Annotated in this window: 16 protein-coding genes and 2 tRNA genes; 10 read left to right on the forward strand and 8 right to left on the reverse strand. The window is 45.4% G+C overall.

Annotated elements, in window-relative coordinates; translation table 11 throughout:
• Positions 1 to 16: 16 nt before the first annotated feature.
• The 5 genes from IQE94_RS09275 (at position 17) to sbcC (ending at position 6139) form a co-directional block, all read left to right on the forward strand.
• The gene (locus IQE94_RS09275; protein ID WP_194016605.1) at positions 17 to 808 is read left to right on the forward strand and encodes an ABC transporter permease; all 792 of its coding nucleotides are present in this window, start codon (positions 17 to 19) and stop codon (positions 806 to 808) included.
• Positions 809 to 925: 117 nt separating this feature from the next.
• Positions 926 to 1177 (forward strand): TatA/E family twin arginine-targeting protein translocase, encoded by a 252-nt coding sequence (locus tag IQE94_RS09280; protein WP_190596692.1) that lies wholly within the window; start codon positions 926 to 928, stop codon positions 1175 to 1177.
• Between the two features lie 315 nt (positions 1178 to 1492).
• Positions 1493 to 2887, forward strand: coding sequence for a sensor domain-containing diguanylate cyclase (locus IQE94_RS09285; protein WP_212717720.1), 1395 nt, complete (start codon positions 1493 to 1495; stop codon positions 2885 to 2887).
• 61 nt (positions 2888 to 2948) lie between these two features.
• Complete coding sequence (locus IQE94_RS09290) at positions 2949 to 3116, forward strand: hypothetical protein (protein WP_212717722.1); 168 nt, start codon at positions 2949 to 2951, stop codon at positions 3114 to 3116.
• Between the two features lie 2 nt (positions 3117 to 3118).
• Positions 3119 to 6139 (forward strand): exonuclease subunit SbcC, encoded by a 3021-nt coding sequence (gene sbcC / locus IQE94_RS09295; RefSeq protein ID WP_212717724.1) that lies wholly within the window; start codon positions 3119 to 3121, stop codon positions 6137 to 6139.
• Between the two features lie 87 nt (positions 6140 to 6226).
• On the opposite strand, the gene IQE94_RS09300 is transcribed toward sbcC, so the two are convergent.
• A complete protein-coding gene (locus IQE94_RS09300) occupies positions 6227 to 7024 on the reverse strand; it encodes a pentapeptide repeat-containing protein (RefSeq protein ID WP_370630467.1) in 798 nt (265 codons plus the stop codon).
• A 51-nt stretch (positions 7025 to 7075) separates the two neighbouring features.
• Between IQE94_RS09300 and rpmF the strand changes: the two genes are divergently transcribed.
• Together rpmF and IQE94_RS09310 are read left to right on the forward strand one after the other, a co-directional pair.
• Entirely contained in the window at positions 7076 to 7249 is a 174-nt protein-coding gene (gene rpmF / locus IQE94_RS09305) for a 50S ribosomal protein L32 (RefSeq protein ID WP_190596701.1), read from the forward strand.
• A gap of 98 nt (positions 7250 to 7347) precedes the next feature.
• The gene (locus tag IQE94_RS09310) at positions 7348 to 8784 is read left to right on the forward strand and encodes a phospholipid carrier-dependent glycosyltransferase (protein WP_212717729.1); all 1437 of its coding nucleotides are present in this window, start codon (positions 7348 to 7350) and stop codon (positions 8782 to 8784) included.
• Positions 8785 to 8848: 64 nt separating this feature from the next.
• Here the strand turns inward: IQE94_RS09310 and IQE94_RS09315 are convergent, their stop codons facing one another.
• Together IQE94_RS09315 and IQE94_RS09320 are read right to left on the reverse strand one after the other, a co-directional pair.
• Positions 8849 to 9304: a TM2 domain-containing protein gene (locus IQE94_RS09315; RefSeq protein WP_223341794.1), complete on the reverse strand. Its 456-nt coding sequence runs from the start codon at positions 9302 to 9304 to the stop codon at positions 8849 to 8851.
• 26 nt (positions 9305 to 9330) lie between these two features.
• Positions 9331 to 10152, reverse strand: a complete 822-nt coding sequence (locus IQE94_RS09320; protein WP_223341795.1) for a DUF3598 family protein — start codon at positions 10150 to 10152, stop codon at positions 9331 to 9333.
• A gap of 174 nt (positions 10153 to 10326) precedes the next feature.
• Here IQE94_RS09320 and IQE94_RS09325 point away from each other — a divergent pair, with 174 nt between their 5' ends.
• Positions 10327 to 11271: an aldo/keto reductase gene (locus IQE94_RS09325; protein WP_223341796.1), complete on the forward strand. Its 945-nt coding sequence runs from the start codon at positions 10327 to 10329 to the stop codon at positions 11269 to 11271.
• A gap of 94 nt (positions 11272 to 11365) precedes the next feature.
• Here the strand turns inward: IQE94_RS09325 and IQE94_RS09330 are convergent, their stop codons facing one another.
• The 3 genes from IQE94_RS09330 to asnS form a co-directional block, all read right to left on the reverse strand.
• On the reverse strand, positions 11366 to 12613 hold the full coding sequence (locus IQE94_RS09330; protein WP_212717735.1) for an RNA-guided endonuclease TnpB family protein: 1248 nt from the start codon (positions 12611 to 12613) through the stop codon (positions 11366 to 11368).
• Positions 12614 to 12751: 138 nt separating this feature from the next.
• The gene (locus IQE94_RS09335; protein WP_223341797.1) at positions 12752 to 13933 is read right to left on the reverse strand and encodes an LptF/LptG family permease; all 1182 of its coding nucleotides are present in this window, start codon (positions 13931 to 13933) and stop codon (positions 12752 to 12754) included.
• Positions 13934 to 13976: 43 nt separating this feature from the next.
• Positions 13977 to 15365, reverse strand: coding sequence for an asparagine--tRNA ligase (asnS, locus tag IQE94_RS09340; protein WP_212717740.1), 1389 nt, complete (start codon positions 15363 to 15365; stop codon positions 13977 to 13979).
• 192 nt (positions 15366 to 15557) lie between these two features.
• Here asnS and IQE94_RS09345 point away from each other — a divergent pair.
• Positions 15558 to 15639, forward strand: a tRNA-Tyr gene (locus IQE94_RS09345).
• Between the two features lie 8 nt (positions 15640 to 15647).
• Positions 15648 to 15719, forward strand: a tRNA-Thr gene (locus IQE94_RS09350).
• Between the two features lie 214 nt (positions 15720 to 15933).
• On the opposite strand, the gene IQE94_RS09355 is transcribed toward IQE94_RS09350, so the two are convergent.
• Positions 15934 to 16839: a hypothetical protein gene (locus IQE94_RS09355; protein ID WP_223341798.1), complete on the reverse strand. Its 906-nt coding sequence runs from the start codon at positions 16837 to 16839 to the stop codon at positions 15934 to 15936.
• A gap of 254 nt (positions 16840 to 17093) precedes the next feature.
• Positions 17094 to 17780, reverse strand: coding sequence for a TrkA family potassium uptake protein (locus IQE94_RS09360; protein ID WP_212717741.1), 687 nt, complete (start codon positions 17778 to 17780; stop codon positions 17094 to 17096).
• Positions 17781 to 17790 lie beyond the last annotated feature (10 nt).

Here is a 17790-nt window from a genome sequence, read left to right on the forward strand (position 1 = left end):
ATCATTGCAGTGAAGTATGTCAGATCGACGCTCTCGCCACTCCCTCAGTCTTTGGTTCCAGCGTTTGGTCGCGGCCTTTTTCTTAACCGGCCAGGTTTTTTTGCACATTTTGCAGGGGCGCATTAACCGGCGCAATACCCTGGAGCAAATGAATATGGTCGGCCCAGAATCCATGGCGATCGCCTTGATCACAGCGGGTTTTGTCGGGATGGTGTTCACCATTCAAGTGGCTAGGGAATTTATCTACTATGGAGCCACCACCACCATTGGTGGAGTTTTATCCCTATCGTTAACCAGGGAATTGGCCCCAGTATTGACTGCGGTGGTGATCGCCGGCCGGGTGGGGTCGGCATTTGCGGCAGAAATTGGCACCATGCGAGTAACAGAACAATTGGATGCCCTCTATATGCTCAGGACAGATCCGATCGATTATTTGGTGGTGCCCAGGGTAATTGCCTGTGGATTGATGTTGCCCATTTTGACGGGATTATCTCTGTTTGTGGGCATGGCGGGGGGATTGGTGATTTCCTCTAGCCTTTATGCCATCAATCCAACTATTTTTTTAAACTCTGTGCAAAATTTCACCCAGTTATGGGATGTGTTTGCTTGTTTGTTCAAATCTTTGGTATTTGGCATCATCATCGCCATTATCGGTTGTAGCTGGGGTTTAACCACTACTGGGGGGGCTAAGGGAGTGGGAGAATCCACCACCACTGCTGTGGTCACATCCCTATTGGCTATTTTCATCAGCAATTTCTTCCTATCCTGGTTAATGTTTCAGGGCACGGGGGATACTGCCCTCGGCTAGGACACCTGGCATTGACCTTGGTTATGGGGCTTTCATCCCTTTGGTTTCTGTGGGGGGCAAAGCTCTGCTACAGTCGGTTAAAGAAATCTTTCTGTCCCTCTAATCGCACCCAGTCCTATGAATATCTTCGGCATTGGCTTACCCGAACTAGGTTTAATCTTTGTTATCGCCCTGTTAGTGTTTGGCCCCAAAAAATTACCAGAAGTAGGACGTAGTTTGGGCAAGGCTCTGCGGGGATTCCAGGAAGCGTCCAAAGAATTTGAAACGGAACTGAAGCGGGAAGCTCAAAATCTCGAAAAGTCAGTGCAAATTAAGGCAGAACTAGAAGAGAGCAAAACTCCGGAGAGTAGTTCAGAAAAGGCGAGCTAAATCATCCCTGACGATCGCCAATCGGGCACGATTAATCCTTGGTGGGGCCATTGATGTAACAGTGATCCCCCTGGCCGTCAATGATTGAATTTTAAGAGTAGGCTATAGTTAACAGATATAAAAGCTGTTGCCCCGACTATTGTTCTATCCTACCAAGTTATTTAAACACCTTTTAAATATTTTCATCTTTTGAGCCAACGAAAATTTTAAATAGAAATAATACTTGGGGAAGATTACAGGGTTGAGCTTCAATCAAAAATAAAGTGGTGCATCGGTCACCATCTGTTGGTGGATAGCTTGTCAAACAAAAGATTCATGCAAAACTTTTCTTTTCAGAAAGTATTAAAAAAGCCAGAGGTCAAAACCCTACTCCAACGGCTGGACAGTTCCGTCGGGAAAAATTTTGCCATTGTTGATACTAATGGTCTTTGTCTTTGGGGCAATGCTCAAGGTTCCGAAGCAAAGGCTGATATTTATGCTCATCAGGTTTGTTTGGGAACCGTAAACGGTGACCTTGCGTCCGATTCAGCCGAGGCGATCGCCGCTGTGGTGGGTTACATTGTGCAAACGGAGTATGAAAAAAAACAGTTGGCCAAGGATGCTCTACAAAAATATGAAGAAGTGGTTTTTCTTTCACAATTTGCTAATGCCATGGCCACCTGCACTGGGTTGCATGAGCTAATCGAAATAATTAGAGCCCAGATTCGTCAGGTTATCAGTGTCGATGAAATATTTTTATACCTTTATGACCAAAGCCAAGATAGTCTAGCTCCATTTTTGTATAAAACGGAAGACTCATTACAGGATTTTAAAGCAATTGAAAAAATTGTTGAGCGGGTCTTAAAATTCCATCAAGTGGAGGTAATTGATGATATTCAAAAGGATCCAGATTACCTCAATCAGCCTTCTAGAATTCGTTCTTTGCTTTGCTGTTCTCTGACGGTCCAAAATTCAATTATTGGCGTCCTTGGTTTAGCCCACTACCAGGCCAAGCACTTTAATTCCAGCGATTTGAATCTTTTTTCCACCGTTACTGGCCAAGTAGCGGCCGCTATCCGCACTGCCCAATATTATGAAACCATCAAAAATTATTCCCAAACCTTGGAAATTAGGGTGAAGGAGCGCACCATGGAGTTAGAATTTGCCAAACAACAGCTAGAGCAAGTCAACCAACAACTCAAACATTTAGCTATTTACGATGAACTAACCCAAATTCCCAATCGCCGTTATTTCACTAGTTATTTAGAACAGGAATGGCGGCAATGTTTGCGGCAAAAATCTCCCATTTCCCTAATTTTATGTGACGTAGATTATTTCAAAAACTATAATGATCTTTATGGTCATCAAATGGGGGACAAATGCCTCCAAAGTGTAGCTAAAATCATTCAAAATTCTTTGAAGCGCCCTTCCGATGTCCTGGCTCGCTACGGAGGTGAAGAATTTATTGTAATTTTGCCCTACACCGATCAACCGGGAGCTTACACTGTGGCCCAACGCATCCATCACCATCTAGCGGAGGCAAAAATTTCCCATGCTGATTCTCCCACGAGCTGTTACCTCACCATGAGTTTGGGGATTGGCACCACTGTGCCTCTGTTGCATTATCATCCCAGTGATTTAATCAAAATTGCTGATCAGGCCTTGTATGCTGCTAAGGGAGCCGGGCGCAACCAAACAAAGGCAAAAATTTTATCTTTTCAATGTAGTTAGTTAAAATTATGGAGTCAAATATTACTTGGTAAGTCTTGATAATTAATTGACTAATTAGCCGATGAGTTTAGTTTTGTTAGTGGTATTTTTTCTGTTAACCAACGCTATCTTTACCAAGGTGTTGATCAGCTTGCCTGAATATTTTGTTAATCAGGGGGCAATGGTGGGACGTTTTGCCATACTGGGGTTAATCGTTCTTTTTCTTGGTTGGACAATGGGGGATGATTGACCATGGTGCCCCAACAATTAATTTTAAAAAATTTCCTCAGTTACCAAAATGTTAGTCTAGATTTCCGCGGCCTACACACAGCCTGTATTTGTGGGGCTAATGGAGCAGGTAAATCATCTTTGTTGGAGGCTATTACTTGGGCAATTTGGGGTAAGTGTCGAGCCGAAAGTGAGGATGATGTACTCCATAATGGCACCGATCAGGTAAGGGTAGATTTTCAATTTATTAGTAATAACCAAACCTATCGAATTATTCGCAGTCGTCAACGGGGCCGCAGTAGTGTAGCAGAATTTCAAATTAAAAGCGGCGATAATTTCCTTACCCTTTCGGCTAAAGGACTCAGAGCTACCCAGGAAAAAATTACCAGCACCCTAAAATTAGATTACGAAACCTTTGTCAATTCTGCCTATCTGCGCCAGGGAAGAGCTGATGAATTTATGTTGCGTAAGCCCAGTGAACGTAAACAAATTCTGGCAGACTTATTAAAGTTAGACCAGTACGAATTACTGGCAACTAGGGCAAAGGATATTTCCAAGGAAGCCAAGGGTAAAATTAATATTCTTAATGAACGCTTGCAAATATTGGAGCAGGATTTGAACCAACGACCAGATGTGGTAGCTAATCAAGTAAAATTAACCGAAGAAATTACAGCAGTCCAGGCTCAACAAGAACAGACACAGTGGCAGTTGCAACAGCTACAAACTAGTCAAAATCAACGACAACAATGGCAAAAGCAAGCTGAATGGCAACAACGGCAATGTCAGGAATTAACCACCGAAATTGCTAGGTTACAAAACCAGAATGGGGAGATTGCTCAGCAATGTCAAAATCTAGAATTATTGTTAGAACAAGAAGTAGTTATCCAAATTAATTTTCAGCGTTATCAAACCTTACAAAGCCAGGAAGGAGAATTAGCTAAAGACTTTCAACAATATCAAAATTTACAACAGCAACGACAAGATTTAGAGCAACAGTTACAACGCCAAGAAAATGAATTAGCACGACAAGCAGAGCAACAACTTCTGCGCTTGGAACATCTGGATAAACAACTGGCTGAATTGCAACCTATTTTGGCTCAACAGCAGGATATTGAAGCGGAGCTAGGCAAGCTAAAAGCCGCCAAACAAAAACTAAGTCAGCTTGATAAACTCCAGCATCAAGTTGCCCCCCTTTTACAACGACGTTTTGCCCTACATGCTGATTTAGAAAAGGCCAGGGCCCAGTGTCAGGCACAACTAGAGCAACGGCTGGCGATCGCCAAACAATTGCAGATGGCCATTGCTGCCATCCCCGACCAAAGAAGAGCTTTTCAAGCTTTGGACGAGGAAATTTCCCAACTGAAAAATAAACAGGTTTACCTTAAACGAGTAGAGGAAAAGGGCCAGGAACGGGGTCATTTCAAAGAACGACTCCAAGAAAATCAAAGGTTGTTTGAAAAACAGTTACGGGAATTAGAGCAAAAACTAAGTTTGTTAGATATTCCTGGGGCAACTTGTCCCCTGTGCGAACAGGGTTTAGATGGCCATTATCACCAACAAGTAATCGAAAAAACTGAGCATCAATGTCAAGAATTACGCAATCAAATTTGGATTCTGAAGGAACAAATTACCCTTGCCGATCAAGAACTAGCCATTCTCCGCAATGAATATAGAGAAATTGCCGATGGTCTAAGCAATCTAGAACAATTGCTACAACATTATGGGCAAATGGAAGCAGAATTAGAAAAAAGTGGAGAAAATCATGAGCGATTAGTAGAGTTAAATGAGCAAATCGATGACTTAGAACTGAGCTTAAGCCAAGGAACTTTTGCCGAATCGCTACAATTGGAATTAATTGTTCTGGAGCGGGAATTAACTAGTTTGGCCTACGACGAACAAACCCACGCATTGGCCCGTTCTATGGTGGATCAACTGAGAAAAGGGGAAATCCGCCACGCTAAATTTAAAGAAGCCCAAGCCAAACATCGACAACTAATGGCTGATCGCCCTGGGTTGGAGGAAAAATTGCTGGCATTACGTTCCCAATTACAAAGTTTGGGCACCAGTTCCCCCCTGCGTCAACAATGGCAACAGGTAGAAGCCGCTCTATCCCAACTGAATTACAACAGCGAAACCCACCAACAATTATTGGCGGAATTACGTCGTCAACAGCCTTGGCAATTGCGGCACCAAGAACTAGAACAGGCTCGGAAACAATTACCCATGCTGGTGCAACGAGCCCAGGAATACCGAGATCTCATTGGAGATCGCCAGCAGGCCCTAGGGAAAAGACATAGGGAATTGGCTCAGTTAGAGGAACAAATTAGTCAATATGCAGACCATGGGGAACAAATTCAATTTTTGGAGCAGGAATTAGGGCAAAGAAGACAACAGTTGGATAATCTACTGGCCAAAAAAGGTGGTTTAGAGCAATTATTAATCCAGATTGACACTTTGCAGGGGGAATATGAAGAAACCAAACAGCAGTTTAACCAAGCCCAAAAACAATTTCGTATCCATGAAGAGTTGAGCAAAGCCTTTGGTAAAAATGGTATTCAAGCCATGATGATTGAAAATATTTTACCCCAGCTAGAAGCAGAAACCAATTACATTTTGGCACGGTTAACGGGGAACCAACACCATATTCAATTTGTCACCCAAAAAGAAGGAAAAAGTAGTACAAAACGTAAGCCCAAAATGATTGATACCCTGGATATTCTCATTGCTGATGCCCAGGGTACCCGTCCCTATGAAACCTACTCCGGCGGAGAAGCTTTTCGGATTAATTTTTCCATTCGTTTGGCCCTGGCAAAATTATTGGCTCAACGGTCTGGCACCGCTTTACAGTTACTAATCATTGACGAAGGTTTTGGTACCCAAGACGCTGACGGCTGTGATCGCCTAGTGGCCGCCATCACTGCCATTGCCTCCGACTTTGCTTGTATTTTAACTGTCACTCATATGCCCCAGTTTAAGGAAGCTTTCCAACAGCGCATTGAAGTGAATAAAACCGAATTTGGCTCCCAATTGGCCATTGTTAGTTAGGCTCGTATAAGACCAAAATTTTCTCTGACTCCTACCTAGCTTGACCCAAAAAAATCTAAATTGAAGAGTAATAAAACATCAGAAAAATCAACTATGCTTACTGCCATCGGGAAGAATAGCCCCAGTTAACTTAGTCGCTGTTAGCTTGACCATAATCCGATTACCTGCGCCAATTTTGGCCCCTTGTAAATTAGCTCCGCTTAGATCTGCCCCACTTAAATCCGCCCCCACTAGATTGGCTTCTTGTAAATTTGCTCCCCGCAAGTTAGCCTCCAACAAATTAGCCCGGAAAAGATTGGCTCGAAACAGGTTGGCATTTTCCAAATTAACTTGGTGCAAAAAACTATCACTCAAATCCGCATTACTCAGGTTAGCGGACACCATTTTTCGCCCTGATAAATCCTTTTGTTTTAAATTAGCCCAGCGCAAGTCTGCCCCAGTTAAGTCCCGATAGTAGGGTCGATTGTGGTTTTCCTGATGATGGTGGGAGTTGGAACTATGGTTATGGCTGGTCGGCTGCTGATGATGGGGCCGGGATTGGCGATCGCCATGGGGGGGAGGAGCTTTGGCCCTAGGCTTGGATTTAGGTTTAGCTTTGGGGGCCTTGCTGGGCTGATTCTTTTCAGGCACCTGGGAAGCTTTAGCGCTTAACTCCAACTCCAACATTTCCTTGAGGCGATCGCGGGCTTGGTTGATTTCTTTCAGTTTGCCGGCCGCCTTGGCTAACAGACGGGGATTGTCCCTGGGCAGGCGATCGGGATGCCACACAAAGGCCAAATCTCGATAGGCTTCGTTGATTTCCTCCAGACTAGCCCCCACCTCTAGCCCCAGGATTTCGTAGTAGTGGGAAAACTCTTGCATAATCACCGCTGTGCAATGGCCCACTTAAAAGCGTAATATAGAAAGGTTGTCAATTTTTAAGATCCCAGAGAAGTCATGGCAGTTCCCAAGAAGAAAACCTCCAAAGCCAAACGTGATCAACGCCGAGCCCACTGGCGCAGACAAGCTTCCTCCCAAGCAGAAAAGGCTCTATCCCTCGGTAAATCTATTTTATCTGGCCGTTCTACTTTCCTCTATCCCCCTGCAGAAGAAGAAGGAGAAGAAGAGTAGAAAGAAATTGTCAGTTAGCTGAATTTAGCATTAAGGTGAAGGGCGATCGCCAAGGACAAAACGGTTTTGGGAAAAATAATTGAATTGATTGAACTTCAATGCTTAACCAGTTCCCGAAGCTTCGCCCAACTTCCTACCAAGCAAGCATCGTTGCTGTTTTTGTCTTTTCCCTGGTCATACGTTTCTGGAACCTGGGGCAGTTCAACGAGTTCGTTTTCGACGAAGTTTATTACGCCAAATTTGCCAGCGACTATTGGCTTGGCAACGAGTTTTTTCCTTCCCATCCCCCCCTGAGCCATTACCTAATTGCTTTAGCTATGGGGTTGGGACAGTTTTTCCCCGTCAATCCAGAGCAAATTAACGATCTAACGGGGGCGGTACGTTCCACCTGGAGTTACCGCTGGCTCAATGCTCTCACCGGGGCCACCATTCCCCTCCTCCTAGGGGCGCTCGCCTATCTGTTGACCCAACGGCGCTTGGTGACATTGCTAACCATGGGGCTAGTGGCCTTGGATGGGTTGTTTTTGGTGGAATCCCGCTATGCGCTGAATAATATTTACCTGATTTTTTTTGGGCTACTGGGGCAAGCCCTGGTTTTATGGCATTTGCGTCAGGGCAAACTGTGGCAATTAATTCTAGGGGGCATTAGTTTAGCTTGCGCCGGCAGCGTCAAATGGAACGGTTTTGCTTTTTTGTTGGGTATTTATCTCCTCTGGGCGATCGCCTGGTTTAGAGCGGTCTTCAATCAAGACTGGGCCAAGAAGCAAGGAAATTCACCGGAGCCATTAGATGGCAATGGGCACAATAATCAAGACTTTTTTTCCCGTTGGTTGACCATTTCTCCCTTTAAATTCGCCCTTTGGTTAGTGTTGGCCCCGGCAATTACTTACAGCGTCATTTGGACTCCCCATTTGTTAATGAATGGAGAATATGCTTCCCTGGAAGGTTTTTGGCGCATTCAACGAGAGACTTGGCAGTACCATCGCCGAGTAGGCAACAGTCCTGATATTCACCCCTATTGTTCTCCCTGGTATAGCTGGCTGGTGATGGCTAGACCGATCGCCTATTTTTATCAAAAATTCGGTGAATTTGGACTAATTTACGATGTCCACGCCATGGCCAATCCGATTTTGCTCTGGTTTTCCACGGGGGCCATGGGGCTATTGCTGGGTACTATTGCTTGGCAAAAAATCAGTCAATTTTTCTCCAGGGGAATTAATCAAATCAATGCACCTTTGCGGGGCGTTACTCTCTACGTTGCGATTAACTACGCTGTCAATCTTTTGCCTTGGTTGGGTATTAGTCGTTGCACCTTTTTTTACCACTACCTACCTGCCTATGGCTTTAGTATCTTAGCCTTAGCTTTGATTTTGGCCACTTTACTGGATAGCCCTAAACTTAGTTACCGCATTATTGCTTGGACGGTTTTAACCCTAGTGGCGATCGCCTTCTGGTATTGGTCCCCAGTTTTTCTAGGATTGCCCCTGACCCCCAGGGGTTTTGCCCTCAGGATGCTGTTTCCCAGTTGGATTTGAAACAAGAATATCTGCCAGTGATTAGTGGTTGGCTGTCAGTAAAATCTGAGATTACCTGTAAAAGCTAAATGGGGCGATAGACCACTGCATAATCCCCTTCCCGATTATCCGGTAAGAGAAAACCCTTACGACAAAGGGAATCAATGGTTTCTTTCACCTTTTGGGGATCTTCCCCGGTGGCCACAATACATTCGCTAACGGTGGCTCCAATCGCCTTAGCCGCACAGGTTTTAATAATCAACACATCCAGCCTTTCCGTGGCAACCGGGGGAGGCGCAGTGACAATGGGAGGCGGGGCAGGGGAAGGGAGGTAATGTTTGTGATTGTAAATGGCGTTGAACTTTCTTTCGTCCATGGTGCCGAGGATAATCACATCCACAAAGCCAAGGATGAAAGGAATACCTGTCCAAGAAAAAATAAAATAGACGATGCCGGCAAAAATATTGCCTAGGTAAAATTTATGTAAGCCAAAGCCGCCGAAGAAAAGGGCAAAAATTAGGGCAACAAAGCGATTTTTCATAGCGGGTGTGCAAAGGAAACCGGCACCTACTGACGGTACTCGACAACAAAAGCGGAATGGGTCCAAGCCCCCCTATTGTCATAGTAACGGATCAGCCTTTGTCGTTCGTTGGGGCGCACCAACCAGCCCACTTCCCCAAAGAAGGGTTGGCCCAATTGCAGACGATCGGGAGTGCAAGAGGAAGCTCCGTCGGGCAGTAGGAGCAGGTTGCTAGGGTGGGAGCCGAGAAAATTGATCTGATTACCGAGTACTTTCCCTTGGGTCACCGAGGTTTGTCCTGCCACTGTTACCCTTTGTTCCACGGAATCCCCCGTTTGGCTCAGGATAATTTCCATTTCACTAACTTCCGGTTCCCGCCAGTCGGGGTAGGCGGTGTAAACCTGACAGTGCCAAGTGCCCAACAATTGCTCCACTGTTAATGCCGGTCTTTGCTGGGCATTGCTTCCCCGCCGAAATTCCCGAATAAAGGTCAAACTGGCTAGGGTCAATTCCTTATCGTAAAGTTGAACGAATCTCATCCGGCGATCGCCGTCCACAAAGCCAAATTCTGCCCCAAATTCACTAAAGGGCGCCAACTGCCATGGCCCTTTGGAAAAGGCACCGGTGCCAAAAAAGATAATTTGTCGCCCCAGGGAACGGTAATCCTGGCTATAGTCCTGGGTCGGGGGGTCTTGGTGATCGGGATTATCGTAGCGACGCAGACGAAACTTGACCAACTTATTATCTTCCAAGCCTTCCAGAGTCAGTATGGAGGGAGTCTGGCCCAACACCTCCCCCTGGGGAGATAGGCGAGTAAAACTGCCCTGCCACTCCCCTAAATTTTTGAGAAAGTTTTCCCAGTTAGCCATAGTTCTTTGCCCCTGTTGTTAGTGCTGGTGTTTTTGGAGAATCAATTAAGACCATTCTCCCATTTCCCCATCCCCCCTCCCCGGTGGGCAAGCTTTTCCAAAAATACTGGTTTATCATCGAGGGGACCATAGCTCCGTTTTGCTAGCTAGTTCTAGATTTCTTTCAACCCACCCATGGAAACTATTCGCCTTGGCCCCAACGGTCCCTCTATTGCTCCCCTTGGCTTCGGTACTTGGTCCTGGGGAGACACCCTGTTTTGGGCCTACGGTAAGGACTTTGGCCCGGAGGAAGTGGAGGGAGCTTTCCATGCTTCTCTGGAGGCTGGGGTTACCCTGATTGACACCGCTGAAATTTACGGTTTTGGAGAGTCGGAAAGGCTCATTGGCCGCTTTTGCCAGGAAACTGACCAAACAGTGCAAATTGCCACTAAATACTTTCCCTTGCCATGGCGTTGGCAGCGTTCTGACGTCACTAAAGCTTTAACTGCGAGTCTAGAAAGGCTACTGACAGATAGCATTACCCTCTACCAAATCCATTGGCCCCTGGAGTTTTGGCTCAAAACAGCAGATTTCATGGCTGTGTTGGCCGCCGAGGTCAAAAAGGGGCGCATTCAGGCTGTAGGAGTGAGCAACTATTCGGCCCAGCAAATGACGATCGCCCATGAGTGTTTGGCCGCCCAGGGCATTCCCCTGGCCAGCAATCAGGTACCTTATTCTCTGCTCAACCGGGAGATTGAAAGTAACGGTATTTCGACCCAGGCTCGCCAACTCAACGTCACCATTTTGGCCTACAGTCCCCTAGCCCAAGGCTTACTCACCGGTAAGTATCGCCCCGAAAACTCCCCTACTCTCCAGGGAGCCCGCCGCCTTAATCCCCGCTTTAGTACCAAGGGATTGCAAAAACTAGCTCCCCTACTTAACCTCTTGGATACCTTGGCGGACAAACACAACAAAATACCGGCCCAAATTGCCCTCAATTGGCTAATTGCCCAAGGTAATATTATTCCCATTCCGGGGGCAAAAAATGCTTCCCAAGCTCAACAAAATGCCGGAGCTTTGGGGTGGCAATTAAGCCCAGAGGAAATTGAACAATTGCGGACTGTTGCCCAAGGTGTTTGAAAATTTTTTGCGAATAAAGTCTTGCTCTTGTTCTTTTAATCGCCCATGTAGAGCGCTAGGAAGACTTTAAAAGTGACATCCTCCACACACCGAATCAAAGATTACGGTGTGGGCTTCCCAAGATCGCTCTTGAGGTTTCCTGCTTCATCGGGATTCCCAGGCAGTCTTCCTCCACAGGCAGTTTCACCGACTGTCCATCGGCTACAAGAACCAGACCTCGTTGCATTACCACTTGAGCGGCAGCAACGTCTCGATCAGCCACATATCCACATTCGTCGCAATGATGCCCCCGTTCACTGAGTTCTTTTTTGCCAGTATGCGCCCCACATTGAGGGCAAGTCTGGCTTGTCCCGTTGGGGTCAACCTTGGCAAAGTAGACTCCCCGCTTCCAAGACACCCATTTGAGGATGCCAAGAAAACTCCCCCAGGCGGCATCAAGACAATGCTTTGCCAGCATACCGCGACTGGTCATTTTGAGGTTCAAGTCCTCAGCAAAGAGCATCCCAGCAGCATCACAAAGCTTGTGAGCCGTCAGGAAGTGGAACTCACGGCGAACGTTGTGGATATGTTCATGCAGTTTACGAATCTTGGCTTGGATTTTCCGGTAGTTGGCAGAACCCTTTTTCTTGTTTCTCAATTTGCGTTGCAGCCATTTAAGCTTGCTTTGCAAATCCACGAAAAAGCGAGGGCGCTCTATCAGTTCACCTGTCGATGTAGCCAAGAACTTTTCCAATCCCAAATCAATGCCAATCGGTTCACCATGCGGCATGACATCGGGAATGGAGATATGGGCTTGCAGAATCAGTTGGGCATACCATCCAGACGACTTGAACACAACCCGAACTTGTTTGACCTCAAATCCTTCTGGAATCGGTCGATGTAGGTTGATGGGCATGGCTCCTATTTTCGGCAGTTTGATTTCAAATCCATTGACCGGATTCGATTTGAACTGCGGAAATACAAACGAACGATACTGACCAAACTTCTTGAATCGAGGGAATCCAAAACCCCTTTCTTGTCTAAACTTGAACGCCTTATCCAGGCGTTTCAAGGCATCTTGCAAGACTTGAGAGTGAACTGCCTTCAGTTCTGGGATTTCCTCTTTCGCTTTGGTCAGTGCGTTTTGCTGTTTGTAGTAGTCGGGGTAGGGTGTTTCAGCAGGGATGATGTATTCCTGCTTGATGCTGCAAGCGTTGACCGGACACTTACGCGAATTGCTCCAGTCCTTTCTCTCCGCCAAAGCGTAGTTATACACGCGACGGCATTGTTCCAACCAGTCAAGCATTTGTGCTTCCTGATCAAGTCCTGGATAGATTCGGTATCTGTAGGTCAAGTTCAACATACTCATATTCTAACGGATTCATACTCTCTGTTAGAACCGATAGATAGTGTGTCGATGAGGGGTATCGAACCCCTCAAAAGTTAAACAACTGATTACTTAGACGAATCCATTGGCTCAGAAGTATTTTTAGAGGGATTTCTAACCCTGGTTAAATTCATATAGCAACCAAATCCCCACCCCCAAGCCGACAAAATTGGGCAGCCACGCCGCCAATGTAGGGGAAATTAACCCAACAATGCCTAAGCTACCACTGAAAAATCCCAGTATGTAGTAGGCAAAAATAATTACAATGGTTAAACCAAAGCCTGTGGCTCGACTTATCCTTTGGGGCCTAGCTCCGATCGCCGAACCTACTACCGCAAAAACAATACAAACAAAAGGAAACGCTAATTTTTGTTCCGTTCTTACCTGAAAAAACTGAATTTTCTTTTCATCGCCAATTAACTTTAAAATTTTGATATAGTCCTGGGCTTCAGCAATGGTCATTTCGTAGGGATCCCGTCCCTGTCGGGCAAAATCAAACGCCGATTTGGGCAGGGCAATTTGTTTATTCGTAAACGGAATCGCCTCTTGGTAGTCCTCTGTTTCTGTGAGGCGATAAACAGTACCATGAAAGAAATCCCAGCCTTTATTATCATTATTCCAAGTGGCATTGTCGGAAAGTACAATATGTTTAAGGTGATTTTCCGTCCACTGCAACACCGTCAGATTTTGCATTTCCTTGCCGTCAAATTTTTCCGCATAAACCAAACTTTTTAATCGCCGTGCAGTTTGGCCATTCTCGAGCTTAATTTCTTCAAACTCAGGGTAAAAAACATCGCGATTTTGCCAAAATGGATGCTCTTCATCTATGGATTCAATGAGGATACTGGTAGCTCTATAGTTGGCCACTGGCACCACCCATTCGCTCAGTACAAAAGCCCATCCTGTTACCAGCAAACTCAGCACCACCGCCGGCAAGATAAGACGGTATAAACTTACTCCACAACTGCGAATAGCAATAATTTCACTATCCCCACTCAAACGACCAAAGGCCATCATTGTGGCTAGCATCACCGCCACTGGCAGGGAATAGGCGAGAAACTCCGGTACTTTGAGCAGTAGTACTTCTGCGGCTTTAGCTACTGGGAGATTTTTCTCGACAATTTTGTTACCTAAATCGGACAAATTACCGATCGCCAGCCCCAAACTGGCCACCACCCCGACGCTGAATAAAAATGGGGGAATCAGTTGCCTGGCCACATAGCGGTCCATGAGGGAAATACGGGGCAAAAGACGGGGCCACTGCCCCAAGCTGGTCAAGGTTTTAGACAAGAACATCACAGATTTTCAAGCTTCCCAATGGCTAAAATTCTTCAAGTCTTTAAAATTCCGCGTTCATGGGAGTGCGGGGGAAAGGGATCACATCCCGAATATTGGCCATGCCGGTCATGAACTGGACAATGCGCTCAAAGCCTAAACCAAAGCCGGCATGGGGCACAGAACCATAACGGCGTAGGTCAAGATACCACCATAGATCGCTTTCGGGAACCCCTTGTTCCTGCATTCTTTGAGTTAATACGTCTAGTCGTTCTTCCCGCTGGGAACCACCGATAATTTCACCAATTTTGGGCGCTAAAATATCCATAGCGGCAACGGTTTTACCATCCTCATTTAAGCGCATATAAAACGCTTTAATATCCTTGGGATAATCGGTCACAATGGTGGGTCTTTTGAACACAATTTCTGCCAAATATCGCTCATGTTCTGACTGTAAATCCACTCCCCAAGCGACGGGATATTCAAACTTTTGATCCGCTTTTTCCAGCAGTTGGATGGCCTCGGTGTAGGTCAGCCAAGCAAATTCGTTGTTAATGATATTGTCCGCTGTGGCCAGCACTGTGTTGTCAATGCGCTGGTCAAAAAATTCCATATCCTCTGGGCATTTTTCCAGCACAAATTTGAAAATGTATTTCAGAAATTCCTCCGCCCATTGGCGATCGCCTTCTAGGTCACAAAAGGCCATTTCTGGTTCCACCATCCAAAATTCGGCTAGGTGGCGGGACGTATTGGAGTTTTCGGCCCGAAAGGTGGGGCCAAACGTGTAGACATTCTGGAATGCCAGGGCCATCACCTCCGCTTCCAATTGTCCACTCACTGTCAAATAAGCTTGTTTACCAAAAAAGTCCTCACTGTAATCAATACCATGATCACTTTTGGGCACCTTCTGTAAATCTAAGGTGGTGACATTGAATAAATCCCCTGCCCCCTCACAGTCACTGGCGGTAATGATCGGAGTATGGACCCAGAGAAAACCCCTCTCCTGAAAAAATTGGTGAATGGCGGTGGCACAGGCGTTACGCACCCTCATAACTGCGCCGATGGTATTGGTGCGGGGCCGCAGGTGACCAATGGTCCGCAAAAATTCAAAGCTGTGGCGTTTTTTCTGGAGGGGATAACTGCTAGGGTCTGCTCCCCCCAACAATTCCAGTTTGGCTGCCTTTAACTCCACCCGTTGTCCTTTTCCCGGTGAAGGGGTCAATTTTCCTTCCACCACCACCGCGGCCCCTGTCTGCAATTGGGATAACAGGCGATCGTAGTCCGTCAAATTCCCATCAAGCACCACTTGGAGGTTAGCCAAGCTAGAGCCGTCATTAACTTCCACAAAACTAAAATCCTTGAGGGTTCGTTTAGTGCGTAACCACCCTTGAACCATTACTTGGTCATCGGCATGACCATGGCGGAGAACTTCAATAATGCGGCGTTTGTTCATAAACCCCAGAGGAGTAGAGATAGAGGGACAGTGGGTGCCACTATTAAACCACGGCACCGAGCCACTCCTAGGGTAACCAATCCCGGCCAGGGAAGGGATTCCCAGCAAACCAGACAAAAATCTGACCAACCCAGAAAAAAATATTTTGACCATCAACAATTAGGTGTTATGATGGCTAATCGTGAAAGCAATGGGTCGATGCCCGAGTGGTTAATGGGGGCGGACTGTAAATCCGCTGGCTATGCCTACGCTGGTTCAAATCCAGCTCGGCCCATCCCTTTTGCCCTTGTAGCTCAGTGGTAGAGCACACCCTTGGTAAGGGTGAGGTCACGAGTTCAATCCTCGTCAAGGGCTTTCAAAAATTCCGTTTTGATGTCGATCAAGAATTGGGCCTTGAGCCTAATCTTTTTCACCATAGACCACTGTGATCTGGGATCTAGGTTTAAGAATCAGATGGAATGTTCTCCGACCCACTGCAATTGTCCAAATCAATGGGGATTTCAATTTTTTATGGATCAACAATAAATTAAGGATATCTCTGCATTGTTACTAAAACTTCAGTGTTAGGCTAATTAACTTTAATCATTAATGTAAAGAAGACCTGTTGGCTGTTATAGTCGGCAAAAGATGGGATGTAAACTATTCGCAAATTGACTGGAATATCAAAGTCAGTTTGCAAGAAGGGCAACATAAAAGGGAGTACCGGACTGCCAGATAGCTCCTGAAGTTGCGTTGTATAAAGCAATCCAATAGCCGAGCCGACTTGAATGGGGCTAGCAAAAATATTTTTTCTTAAACTAAGACCAACGTAGGCTGCTGGATAGCCAAAATCTGAATCTCTAAAAATATTAAATTCTAAACTAGCAATAGAATCTTGGACTAAGTTATCAAAAAAGCCATAATTAGGATTGATGATTTCAAAATTGTAGGCCGCCCCCATACCCAAGGGAAAATTATTAACGTCGGGTTCTGTGTAGTCTATGTGCCAGGAAATAGGGGAAATCGTCAAATATTTATCAGTTAAATTCCACAAGTTTATCGGAGGTGAACTGTTAGTTTTACTAGCACTTAAATTATGAAAATCACTTGGTTTGTTTGTTTGTTGATAATTTTGTAAAACAAGACTTAATTCTATACTCAAATCAGGGTTATCATTATTATCATTAGATAAAATAAGATGGTTCTTATAATTTCTATTTATTAATGCAGAGGGGACAAAGGGCTCTAATAATAGGGGGGAAGTGGGAATTAGTTCAAAGTTGCTTTCAAGGTTGATGATTTTTTTTTCGTATTTTAAATTACTAGAGTCAATTATAAGGTTTTCCTGAATCAGCAAAGGTTTTGAATACCAGTCAATAGGTGCATTGTTAATTTGTGTCAAAATATCTTGATCTGAAGAAAATTCATTTTCAAATCCTATTTCTTGGGCGTAAATTAAGTTATTTTTAAATAACAGAAAAATTAATTTCAACAAAACAATTCTCGTCGTCATTTTTCCATCAGTAATCAAAAAAATATTATGCCCTCGTCGGTTAAAATATAGAAAAAATATCAAGAAGAACTAAGCTAGTCAAACCACTGAAAGTCTGTTAGTGAAGTTTCAGTCCCTCGCTAAATTTCATCGCTAAAACCCCACCAATATCAAGGAGATTTTATCTAGTTCTTCCTCAATTTGGGAGTAGGGAAGCTTGTCAAACGGACTCTTCAAGCCCTTATCATACCTGCTAACTAAACCAGGCGGCCGATGTCTTCGTTGGAACCCAGGAGTACTAGAATCATCCCCCGTTGCAATCGTTCCTGGGGAGCGGGGTTGATTTTAAACTTTTCCTCGTAGCCCACTGCCAAAACGCTGACTCCGTGATTTTTGCGCAGTTGCAGTTCTGCTAGGGTTTTATCGCAGAATTCTTCAGGAACCAGAATTTCCACGATGCTGTTGTTGGGATCTAACTTGAAACGGTCAACGATCGCCGGGGTGGTGAGGGTATAGGCTAAGTCTTGGCCAGCTTTGTGCTCAGGAAAGATAATTAAATCAACCCCCAAGCGTTTGAGAATTTTTTCATGCGTGTCGGAAGAAACCTTAGCCACGACAGATTTGACGCCCCCTTCCTTGAGGTTAAGACACGTAATGATACTTTCCTTGAGGTAATTACCGATCGCCACAATCACCGTTTCAATCTCAAAAATGCCGGCCTCCCGTAGGGCCGTGTCATCGGTAGAATCGAGACTAATGGCGTTACCCACTACCCGATCCGCCAATACTTCCGCCACCAGTTTGGGATCTTGGTCAATGCCCAACACCTCATAGCCATTGACATGCAGGGTTTCGCACACTGCCCGACCAAACCGACCCAGGCCAATCACCGCAAACTGCCGTTTTTCCTGGCGAATTAAACTGAGAAAATGACTAGTTTTCATTAATTTTGTT

It is taken from the genome of Synechocystis sp. PCC 7339 (assembly GCF_019924095.1).
GTDB lineage: Bacteria > Cyanobacteriota > Cyanobacteriia > Cyanobacteriales > Microcystaceae > Synechocystis.